Genomic DNA, 10791 nt, shown 5'->3' on the forward strand with positions numbered 1-10791 from the left:
TCAGAAATCCCAACGCGTCGAAAACATTACGTTGCGTGGGTCGCCCGAGTAGGACGAGGTGTAGAAGCCGATGTTGGTGTAGTAGCGCTTGTCGAACACGTTGTTGACGTTGACCGAGGCCGACAGGTTTTTGGTGATCTGGTAGCGCGCCATCGCGTCAACCAGCCAGTACGGGTCTTGGGAGAAACGCTGGGTCACGCTTTTGCCACGGTTGTAGACATCCTGCCAAGCCTCGCCCTGCCAGCGGGCGCCGCCACCGATGGTCAGCTTGTCGAGGGCGCCGGTCAGCTTGTAGCTGGTGTAGAAGTTCAGTTGGTCCTGTGGTTCCCAGGTCGAGAACTTCTTGCCGTCGTCGTCGCGGATCACCTTGTGGGTATAACCCGCCTGCACTTGCCAGCCCGGCAGCAGTTCACCGGACATCTCGGCTTCCCAGCCCTTGGTCGTGGCCTGGACGCCCATGTAGGCCCACTCGACAGGCGAGTTGGCCGGCATATTGTTGTTGTACTCGGTGTCTTCCTCGGCACGATTGGACTCATGAATCTCGAAGTAGGCGAGGCTGGTGTTCAAGCGACCGTCGTAGAATTCGCCCTTCAAGCCGATCTCGTAGTTCTCGCCCTCGTCGGGCTCGACCATCTTGTTGTTGCGGTCCGGCCGCAGTTGTTGCGGCATGAAGATCGAGGTGTAGCTGCCGTAGACCGAGAAGTTTTCGTTGAGGTCGTACACCACGCCCGCATACGGGATGAGTTTGCCGGTTTCACGCGAGTCGTTGGTACCGGTCAAGCGGTAGTCGGTCAGGCGTGAGCCGAGCAACAGCGACAGGTCGTCGGTGAGGCTCAGGCGTGTAGAGAAGTAGACCGCCGCCTGGCGGGTGATGTCGTCTTTCTCGTGGGCCGGGCCCCATTGTGGTTCAAGGCTGTCACCGTTCCATTCATAGAGCGGGAAGTTGTTGCTGTCCCGATAGGTCGCTTCATAGCCGTAGTAGTCGTTGCCTTCCCAATGCGAGCGCGAAACCGAGGAGCCGACGACCAATTGATGCTCACGTCCCCCCAGGCTGAACGGCCCGGAGAGATAGAAGTCCCCGTTGTTGCTGATGGTCTTGCCGGTGAATTTGGAGCCATAGACCGACGCTCTGTCGGTCGTCCCCGAGATCGGCGACGCGTAACCCAGTGGCGCGTTATAACCATTGAGCTGGTTGCTGTAGTTGGCCTTGGCGATCCAGCCGTTATCCAGGGCGTGTTCCAACGTCGCGAACACGCTGCGGGTGTATTGTCCCCAGCTGCTCCATTTCGGCCCGTTGTTGTAGCCACGGTCGAACTTGATTTCATTACCTACGCCATCGAACAGCGAGCGGCTGCCGGACCAGCTAGAGCCTTTGGGATCACTGTCCTGGTAATCGGCACCGACCGTCAGCAGGGTGTCCGGCGACAGGTCGAATTCGAGGATGCCGTAGTAGACATTGGTCTTGCGCTCGTAATGGTCGATGAACGAATGCTTGTCCTGGTAGGCCACTACGGCGCGCCCACGTACGTTGCCGCTGTCGGTCAGTGGGCCGCTGACGTCCAGCTCCGAACGGTAGTTGTCCCAGGAACCCGCACCCAGGCCCACGTGGCCCTGGAATTCGGCGGTGGGTTTTTTACGCACCAGGTTGATGGTGCCGCCAGGGCCGCCCGCGCCGGTCATCAGGCCGGTGGTGCCCTTGAGGATTTCGACGCGGTCGTAGATCGCCATGTCGCTGAGGGTCTGGCCGGCCGAGTAACCTTCGTTGCGCGTGGTGGGTACACCGTCGTACTGGAAGTTCTGGATCGGGAAGCCGCGAGAGTAGTAGTTGGTCCGTTCGCTGTCGAAAGTCGAGACGGTGATGCCGGGCGTGTGGCGCATCACATCGTCAATACCGTTCAGGCCGAAGTCGTCCATGGTCTGGCGGGTCACGACGGAAATCGACTGCGGCGTCTCGCGCGGCGTCAGCACCATCTTGGTCGCGGTGGCGATGGTGCCCGGCGTGTAGGAGCCGGTGCCTTCGGTAATGGTGCCCAGTTGGTTGGCGTTGATCTGGGTGGCACCCAGTTCCACGGCGCCGGTCCCGGAGCCGGGTGCGTTGATGATCATCGAGCTGCCTTGCAGGCTGTAACTCACGCCGGTCCCCCCCAGGAGGCGCTCGATGGCTTGCACCGGGTCCAGCTTGCCGCTGACGGCGCTGCTGTGCTTGTCCTTGACGGTATCCGGGCTGTACAGGATCTGCAGGTTGGTCTGTTGACCGAATACCTGCAGCGCCGTATTCAAGGGTTGCGCCGGGATGTTCAATTCGAACTCTTGCGCCTGAACATAGCCCGCCACCGGCAGGCTGACCGCAAGGGCCAGGGCGCTGGGGAGGACGTTTAATTTCAAGGCCCGCCGCATGGAAACTGCGGTGCTCAATGGGCTGAGGGCAAGCCGTACTGGCATGGAATGTTTCTCTTTTTAAGTGTAGGCAGATGGGTACTTAATGCGGTTAATTCTCATTGCTGCATATGAGACGTTCGCACTCGCAAAAACCGGAAAAATTTATGCGGGCTCCAGTTCTGCAACGACTTTCCCTGCACTCAGGCGCACCAACTGGTCGGCAATATCGAAATAGCGGTCGTCGTGGCTGATCACGATGATGGTCTTGCCCAGGCGCTTGAGGTCCGGCAGCAGCTCGGTATAGAAAACGCGACGGAAGGCTGGGTCCTGGTCGGCCGCCCATTCGTCGAACACCAGCACCGGGCGTTCTTCCAGCCAGGCATTCACGAGTGCCAGGCGCTTGCGCTGGCCGGTGGAAAGGTCGGTGGTGCTGAATACGCCGTCCTTGACGCTGACCTTGTGCGCGATTTCCAGGCGCTCCAGGTACTTGGCGGCACTGTCCAGGGACTGGGTGGCGCTGCCCTGTACCAGGTCATCGAACAGGTAGTAGTCGGCGAATACCGTGGTGAACAACTGGCGATAGTCATCGCGCGCGGGGTCGGTCACGGTTTCGCCGTTGAGGCGGATTTCCCCGGCCTGGGGTTGATACAGGCCCAGCAAAAGTTTGATCAGGGTGGTCTTGCCGCAGCCGTTTTCGCCCACGATGAACACGATATCGCCCTGCTTGATGCTCAGGTTGATCGGCCCCAGGTGGAACGGCTGGCTTCCTTCGACCGGTGGCGGGCTGTACGTCACGCCGCGCAATTCCAGGCTGTTCACGACCGGCTTGGGGGCTTCACTGCCATCCATCAGCAGGTGCGGTTCCGGGGACGAGAAACGCTCGGACAGTTCGGTAATGCGTGCAAAGGCAATGCGCGCCTTGCCAATGATCGGCAAGTAGCCCACCACGTGCTCCAGCGGGCCTTTCATGTACAGCAGCACCAGCACGAAGCCTGTGATCACCGCCGGGTCCGGGTTGGGGTTGTAGGCCTGCATCGCCAGGGCCAGGCCGATGACCACGAAGAACAGCATCGAGCCGAAGGTCTTGGCGACGATATAGATGTTCACCGAGCGCACCTGGATGTCGCTGATCCGGTCGGCGGTTTCCTGGATGCGGTGGGTGTTCATGCGGTAGCGGCGAGGCCGGTGGATGCGCAGCTCCTTGGCGCCCGAGGCAATCGCCGAATAGTAGCGTTGCAGCTCGTCTTCCTGGTCGCGGGCCTCATCGAAGCCGCGAATGCCCTTGGCGCCGGCGATGAATTGCACGCTGCTGCCAATGATGATGGCGACCACCATCATCAGGAACATCGGTACCGACAGGTACGCCAGGTAGCCCAGGCAGCCCAGGGTCACCGTCGTTGCGATGGCCAGCGGAGTGAAGGCGAAGGAAAAGTCACTGATGGTGTCGACGTCGTGGGTCAGCACCGGAATCAGGCGGTGGGAGCGGTACTGCTCAATCTGTTCGATGGGCGCCGACAGTACCTTTTCGCCGAGATCCTTGCGCAGTGCCGCGATAATCCGCTGGCCGACATAGTTGGTGCCGATATCCGAGACAATCGAACTGGTCAGTGCCAGCAGGCACAGCGCCGCAAACGTCAGGATCACCCCCTGCGTCATTCCGGTGGAGGAGTGCAGGGCATTGTTGATGGTCGCCAGCAGCAACGTGATGGCCAGGCCGCCGGCCATGCCCAGGGCGACGGAGACCGTCACGATGGTGCGAAAGGGCCTGAGCAATGCGAGCAAACCGCTGAAGGCGCCGCGCTTGGGGTCGGTCATAAATACTTCCCGGAAAGTGAAAAAGAGGGGGCTGGGCACACAGACCCTTACCCATGACAAACGAAGGATTGGCGCGACTATTTAGCTCGGTGTGCCCGATGGTGAAGGGGGTGGATAAATTGCACGGCGGCTGGTTCGTTCTTGTGGTGTAGGCGCACGCGTATTGGCGCGTGCCTGATCTATCCAGCGAGAGCGAAACAATGACGAAAAAGAATCTGGTGTACGTGTGGTCCCTGCGTAATGCTGCGGCCGACAAAGCCGGGCAGCCGGTGGCGTACAAAGACCATGAGCGCTACATGATGTCGGTGCTGGAATCCCTGGCGGGCGCACTGAACGACACGCCGCTGGGCGAGGCCTACAACCTGGTGGGCGTGGTGTATGACGACGACGAGCAGAACCCACGGGACCAGCAATTGGTGGCCGACTACGGTTTTGCCTACCAGCCGGGTCGCCAGTGGCTGTATCCGGCCGATCTGCGCGTACAGGGACGTCTGGTCAATGACTTGCTGCTGAGCGTGCCGTCGACCTATCGACGCCTGCCACGGGGCAGCGCGGAACACATCGCCGGCAAGCAAGACTTCGAGCGTCGCCTGCACGACACGCTGGTGGAGTTGAAGGCCGATATCGTGGTGCTGGACGGTTTGCTGGTGATCCTGGATGAGCTGGTGCGTCCCGGTGCGCCATTTGCCCGTCGTATCATGAACATCCATCCGGGCATTACCCGTATTGAATCGCCGTACGAGCGTCGTGGTGCCTATGCCACCTGGAATGCCTTGTACGGTGCGCGCGGTTTGACGATCACGGATTGGGCGACCAAGGCCACCACGCCATCAGAGCCGCTGTACCTCACCGGCGCGTCTTTCCACTACGTGGACAACGGCATCGATTCGGGCGAAGTGTTCCACGACGTGCTCAAGACCGAGATCACCCCGGAAGACACCATCCTTGAGTTGCGCTGGAACAACTTCAATAACAGCCTGTTCCCGGCGTTGCATGAGGGGTTGGCGTTGTTGGCCCAAAAAGGAATCTAAAGCGGGCACGGTTAGAAATGTGGGAGCGGGCTTGCTCCCACATTAAGTCTCCTGTGTGTTACAGGTCGCGCACTACGCGAAACCCAATCCAATCCCCGCGCGTCTGCGGGTAGATGTTGTTGCGATTGCCCGAGCGCGAAAACACCGGCGCTTCACCCCAGTCATTGCCCCGGATCATATAGCCCTCGCAAGTAGGCTCCATCCACGCGCTGCCGTCCGTAGGGGCGCCGATGTAGTTGGGGTGCTCGCAGTCGGCCACTCGTTCGTAGACGTTGCCATGCATGTCGTACATGCCAAACGCATTCGGCGGGTAGCTGCCGACCGGTGACGAATAGCTGTAGCCATCGGCGGGCCCGTACGTGTTGGCATGCTTGGCGATGCTGTAGTCCTTGCCTTCATCGAACGGGAAGGGGAACGGCCCGGTAGAGCCTGCGCGTGCGGCGTATTCGCGCTGGGACTCGCTGACCATGTGGTACTGCTGGCCGGTCTTTTTCGACAGCCAGGCCACATAGCGTTTGATGTCATCCATGTCCATGCACACCGCCGGCTGGCGCGGGCCCTGGGGATAGCGTGGCTTGCTGGCGATACATTCGCGGCCGGGGCGGGTGTCGCCATCGGCGATCTTCACGCCGGTCTGGCGCACGTAGCTGTCCCATTCGCCAGCGGTGATATGAAAACGGCTCATGGCAAACGGCTTGACGAAGATCACTTCATGCATCGGGCCTTCATCCGGCTCGCGGCCGACTTCATCCTCGGGCGTGCCCATGGTGAAGGTGCCGGCGGGCAGCACCACCATTTCCGGGCAGTCCTTGCAATCCTTGAACACCTTGCCAGGTTGCGGCGCGGCGGCCTGGGCCAGGGTGGGCAGCAAGGCGCCGCACAAGGCGGTGAGCGCCAGGGCTGTGAGGGGTTTGTTCATGTGGGCCTCTCATTCAAAGGGAAAAGGTGTGCGTCACGCCCGCTGGCTCAGCAAGGTCATGAAGCGCTGGATTTCGGCGGAAGAGTTGAGCAGGCCGGGGGAGGTGCGGATGACGGGGCCGACATCGCGGTCCACGGCGTCGATCACGACGCGGTTTTTCATCATGTAGGCCGCGACGGCATCACTGTCCTGGCCCTTGACGCGGAAGAAGGTAAAGCCCGCCGATAGTTCAGGGCTGTGCGGCGTGACCAGTTCGATCTTCGGGTCGGCCAGCAATTGCTCTTTCAGTTCGGTATTGAGTGCGTGAATCCGCGCCTGCACCTGCGCCTTGCCCAATTGCAGGTGCAGCTTGAACGCCTCGTCCGCCGCCCAGCGATGCTCGAAGGCGTGGTAGCCGCCCGGGGTCATGATGGTGGCGAAGTCCTTGTCTTCGGAGAAGGTCGGCACCATCGGGGTCACGTACTTGTTTTGCGGGTCGCGGGCGCAGACAAGGCCCGTGCCGCGTGGGCCGAACATCCATTTGTGGGTGCCGGCGATGAAAAAATCGCAGTGCATGTCCGGGAAGTCGAGGTTTTCCACGCCGAATCCGTGCACGCCGTCCACCACATAAAGGATGCGGTCCTGCTCGTCACGGTTGCGGTTGTGTTCCTCCACCAGCTTGCCGATCTCGCCGATGGGCAGCTTCACGCCGCTGCCGGACTGCACCCAGGTCATGCCGAGTACGCGGGTGTTGGGGCGGATATTGCGCTGGATGTTGCCCAGCACTTCGTCGGCCGATACGCGGTTGGCGTTGTCGAACAGGCGAATCTTGCGGACCTGGGTCTGCTCCTTGCGCACCCGGAAATCCAGGCTGAACTCGGTGGCGTAGTGTTCGTGGACGGTGGTGAGTATCTCCTGGTCAGGCCGCACCTTGATCCCGCCATAAATCATCGCCAAACCTTCGGAAGTACTGCCGGTCAGGGCGATCTGCGGTGGTGTGGCCTTCAGGTACCGGCCGGCCCACTCGCGCACCTGGCCTTCGCGTTTCCAGGTTTCCTGCAGGTCCCAGTCCATGGCCAGCCCGGGGTTGCGATCGATCTGCGCGCGGTAGCGTTCGATGGCCTCGCGCACCGGCTTGGGGTGCGAAGCCACCAGGAAGTTGGAAAAATGCAGGTAAGCCGGGTCCTGGTTGAACAGTTGCTTGAGTCCCGTCCATGGGTCATCGGGTGGAGCGTTGGCGGCGATGGCCTGCGGGAGCAGGGCGGCGCCCAGTGGCAGGCTGGCGGCAAATACCCCGGCCTGCTTGAGAAAGGTACGGCGGTCGGTCATGGACTGGCTTCTGGATGATTAACGGTTGGCCAAGGGCTTGGCGGCTTTTTGGACCTGGTCCCACACGCGCAGGAAGTTGCCTCCCCACAGCTTGGCGATATCGGCTTCGGAGTAGCCGCGCTGGATCAGTTCGGCGGTGACGTTGCGTATTTCGCCGACGTTGTTCCAGCCCTGGACGCCGCCGCCATCGTTGAAGTCCGACGACAGGCCGACATGGTCGATGCCGATCTTGCGCACGGTGTAGTCGATGGCATCGCCCAGGTCCTTGAGGGTGGCCTTCGGCTCTTCATCGAGGATGCCGTACAGCGCACTGGCGTACTCGCCGAACTTGTGTTCGGGCCAGGCGGCAATGATCGCGTCGCCCGGCATCAGCGCTACGGCCAGGTTGGGCAGGGGCGGCAGGTCGAAGCGGGCGCGAAGGGCGTTGAGCTTGTCCTGGGTCGGCTGGCTCAGCGGGCGCAGATAGGCGGAGAAGCCGACGATCTGCACCACGCCGCCGCTGTTTTTGATCAGTTGCAGCTCTTTGTCGCTCAGGTTGCGCGGGATATCCACGGAGGCGCGTGGCGCCGAGTGGGACGCCACCATCGGCGTGCGGCTCAATTGCGCCACTTGCTCCAGGGCCTTGGTCGACATTTGCGATACGTCGATGATCACCCCCAGGTCATTGAGGCGGTGTACCGCTTGCTTGCCGATGTCCGACAGGCCCTCAAGGGCGTCAGTGGAGTCATTGAAAAACGGCAGCGGCCGCGACGAGTCCGACCAGGCGTTGTTGCCCACGTAGCTGAAGCCGAACATGCGCATGCCGCGCGCCGCCCACAGGTCCAGCTGGTTCAAGTCGTTGCCCAGCGGGTAGGCGTTGAGCATGCTGATGAAGATCGCGAACTTGCCCTCGCCGTGCAGCCGCCGGAAATCATCCGGGGTATAGGCGATGGCGACCTGGTTGGGGAAGTCGCGCACCATGCCGCTGATGATCTTGTAGCGCACTTCCTGCTCGTTGCGCGCGGCTTCGACAAAACCGTCGGTGGGCTTGTGCGGGGCGTTGGGGCCGTTCCAGATTTCCGGCCAGCCGAAGATGGTCAATGCCGCGCCGGACAGACGCCCGCGGGCCGCCTTGACCAGGTCGAACTGGCCTTCACCGTCCTTGTCCGCCTCGTTGCCGGCAGTGCCGAAATCCACGGGCACGGTGATATGGCTGTCGAACGACAGCAGCCGGTCCTGCATTTCATTGGCCTGCTTGATCACCTCCAGCGGGTAGCCAGCATTGCCTTTGAACCAGTGATCCCAGACCAGGAAACCGGCCCCGGCACCGATGGCCAGTGCCAGTGGCAAGCCGATGTACAGCGCCTTTTTCGAACGTGGTTTTGTCATTGCCATCTCAGTCAGTTGAGGCCTTCGCTATCAGGGAAGAACGAGTGATCGGCGGCAAAATTTAGGCGGCGAGGGCGCCTCGGTAAATTTCCCCGGCGGGCAAACGTTCTAGCTCTGATAAAGCCGTTTCCTAAGGTAGACAATGACCATCTCTCGACGTGGGTTCATCGCAGGCCTGGCGCTGACAGGCGCCGCGGTGCCGGCCGCCTTCTATGCCCATCGCGAGTTGACGCGCGAAGAAGAATTCCCCATCACCCCCGGCGAAGCCACGGTGGACCTGGCCGACACCGCCGGCCAGCACTTGGCGAACACCCTGCGTGGGGTGTGGGACCTGCGCCTGGAAGGCCGCGATGCCGCCCTCAAAGGGCTGCCACTGCAAGATTTGCAACTGCTGCTCGACATCGCCCCCCGTGGACGCGGTTTGCGCGGTTACCTAGACACCGCCGCCCACCTGCGCGCCGACGGCGAGCCACGCTACCGGGTGTTGGGTGACCTGCTGACGGGGGAGAGCACCGTGCTCTACTGGCGGCTGATCGACCGCGATTCGTCCGACGGTACGCCCGCCTATGAATTCAAGATGACCCTCGACCAGGTCTGGGCGGATTTTGCCAACGCCGGCAGCAGCACCCTCAGCGGGCAGATCCTCGACCTGGGTCGCCCCCTGGCGTTGGTCGAGCGCGATAACCGCTTCATCGCCCATAAGCACTGGTTCCCAGAAGCCCGCCAACGCATCGGCCTCAATCCGACCTTGCTGGCTTGGCTGATTGCGCCCGAACACCGGCTGTTCCACCAGCTGTGGCACGCCACCCGTGACCAGTGGCACAAACTCTCCGAGGAAAAGCGCGAGGCCTTGCGCGGCATCGGCTGGCAACCCGGCCCGCGCGGCCAGGAGCGCGATGCCCGGGGCAAGCGCAAGGACCGCAACGGCTCGGGCATCGATTTCTTCTTTATGCACCGTCACATGCTCGGCACGGCTCGCGCGATGCAGGATCTGCCCTCCTGGCCGCAATTCCCCGAGCCGCAACCGGCCCTGGAGCGTGATCGCCAGGGTTTTTTGCGCTACTTCGATAACCACGATGGTTTTGCGCTGCCACCCACCTGGTGGGCGCCGGATGACAGCGACTACACCCAGTGGGTCAGCGACATCAAGGCCGCCGAGACCTATCACAGCAATTTCCAGGTGTGGGAGTCCCAATACCGCGACCCGCGCTACCTGGCCAAATTCACCCTGGGCCAGTTGGGCTCCGAGATGGAGCTGGGCCTGCACGACTGGCTGCACATGCGTTGGGCCTCGGTGCCGCGCGACCCGTCCAACGGCGCCCCCGTGCCCATGGCCCGCGACCCTTCCGATTTTGCTGCGCGCTGGTATGCAGCGGAAAACGACTTCCTTGGCGACCCGTTTTCCTCCCATGTGAATCCGGTGTTCTGGCATTTCCACGGCTGGATCGACGACCGCATCGAAGACTGGTTCCGTGCCCATGAACGCTTCAATCCGGGCGAAGTCCAGCGCATGCAAGTCAACGGCGTGGCCTGGTTCGCACCGGGTCGCTGGGTGGAAGTCGGCGACCCCTGGCTGGGCCCGGATACCCATGGCTGCAGCACCACGCCGGGGTTGCAGGTGGGCAAGTCGATGGAGATGGACCCGGAGGTCATGAAGCTGGCGCTGCGCATTACTTTTGGTGAAGACGAGGGAATGTTGCAAGGCTTGTTCAAGCGGGTGCCGAAGCGGCCTTGGTATGCGCGGCACCTGAAGCTGAAAACCCCTTGAATGGGGCTGTGGTGGGCGCAGCCACCACAGATTGAACCAACCCAATTCCCCCTTGTCCCCGCTTCCCATGTCACCCCCCGCCTGCCAAATCCCTTAATTTTCCAAGCCTGCCGGAAGCCTCTCCAGGCCCCCGGCTGCGCCCGCTTTTTGGAGGCGGGGCGCACAGCACCCGATTCAAGCGGCAGCTGAAAACGGACTTTCTT

At 61.9% G+C, this 10791-nt stretch carries 7 protein-coding genes; 2 read left to right on the forward strand and 5 right to left on the reverse strand.

Translation table 11 applies throughout. The features are described 5' to 3' along the window. Together HX812_RS22895 and HX812_RS22900 are read right to left on the reverse strand one after the other, a co-directional pair. Complete coding sequence (locus HX812_RS22895) at nucleotides 1-2442, reverse strand: TonB-dependent siderophore receptor (RefSeq protein WP_038846626.1); 2442 nt, start codon at nucleotides 2440-2442, stop codon at nucleotides 1-3. A gap of 99 nt (nucleotides 2443-2541) precedes the next feature. Next, entirely contained in the window at nucleotides 2542-4194 is a 1653-nt protein-coding gene (locus tag HX812_RS22900) for a cyclic peptide export ABC transporter (RefSeq protein WP_038846624.1), read from the reverse strand. 200 nt (nucleotides 4195-4394) lie between these two features. On the opposite strand from HX812_RS22900, the gene HX812_RS22905 reads away from it, so the two are divergent. Beyond that, nucleotides 4395-5225, forward strand: coding sequence for a N(5)-hydroxyornithine transformylase PvdF (locus HX812_RS22905; protein ID WP_038846623.1), 831 nt, complete (start codon nucleotides 4395-4397; stop codon nucleotides 5223-5225). A 58-nt stretch (nucleotides 5226-5283) separates the two neighbouring features. Here HX812_RS22905 and HX812_RS22910 read toward each other — a convergent pair whose 3' ends face one another. From HX812_RS22910 to pvdM, 3 genes are read right to left on the reverse strand one after another with little or no spacing between them, the layout of a single operon-like run. Beyond that, complete coding sequence (locus HX812_RS22910) at nucleotides 5284-6144, reverse strand: formylglycine-generating enzyme family protein (RefSeq protein ID WP_038846620.1); 861 nt, start codon at nucleotides 6142-6144, stop codon at nucleotides 5284-5286. 33 nt (nucleotides 6145-6177) lie between these two features. After that, the gene (locus HX812_RS22915) at nucleotides 6178-7452 is read right to left on the reverse strand and encodes an aminotransferase class V-fold PLP-dependent enzyme (RefSeq protein ID WP_038846618.1); all 1275 of its coding nucleotides are present in this window, start codon (nucleotides 7450-7452) and stop codon (nucleotides 6178-6180) included. Between the two features lie 18 nt (nucleotides 7453-7470). After that, a complete protein-coding gene (gene pvdM, locus HX812_RS22920; RefSeq protein ID WP_038846615.1) occupies nucleotides 7471-8820 on the reverse strand; it encodes a pyoverdine-tailoring dipeptidase-like protein PvdM in 1350 nt (449 codons plus the stop codon). A gap of 142 nt (nucleotides 8821-8962) precedes the next feature. Here pvdM and HX812_RS22925 point away from each other — a divergent pair, with 142 nt between their 5' ends. Then, nucleotides 8963-10588, forward strand: coding sequence for a hypothetical protein (locus HX812_RS22925; RefSeq protein WP_038846612.1), 1626 nt, complete (start codon nucleotides 8963-8965; stop codon nucleotides 10586-10588). Nucleotides 10589-10791 lie beyond the last annotated feature (203 nt).

It is taken from the genome of Pseudomonas sp. IPO3749 (assembly GCF_013386605.1).
Classification (GTDB): Bacteria; Pseudomonadota; Gammaproteobacteria; order Pseudomonadales; family Pseudomonadaceae; genus Aquipseudomonas; species Aquipseudomonas azotoformans_A.

Bases quoted from the DNA above. Each gene is read 5' to 3' on its own strand.
- HX812_RS22895 (WP_038846626.1), bottom strand. From the start codon at position 2,442: ATGCCAGTACGGCTTGCCCTCAGCCCATTGAGCACCGCAGTTTCCATG.
- HX812_RS22900 (WP_038846624.1), bottom strand. From the start codon at position 4,194: ATGACCGACCCCAAGCGCGGCGCCTTCAGCGGTTTGCTCGCATTGCTC.
- HX812_RS22905 (WP_038846623.1), top strand. From the start codon at position 4,395: ATGACGAAAAAGAATCTGGTGTACGTGTGGTCCCTGCGTAATGCTGCG.
- HX812_RS22910 (WP_038846620.1), bottom strand. From the start codon at position 6,144: ATGAACAAACCCCTCACAGCCCTGGCGCTCACCGCCTTGTGCGGCGCC.
- HX812_RS22915 (WP_038846618.1), bottom strand. From the start codon at position 7,452: ATGACCGACCGCCGTACCTTTCTCAAGCAGGCCGGGGTATTTGCCGCC.
- pvdM (WP_038846615.1), bottom strand. From the start codon at position 8,820: ATGACAAAACCACGTTCGAAAAAGGCGCTGTACATCGGCTTGCCACTG.
- HX812_RS22925 (WP_038846612.1), top strand. From the start codon at position 8,963: ATGACCATCTCTCGACGTGGGTTCATCGCAGGCCTGGCGCTGACAGGC.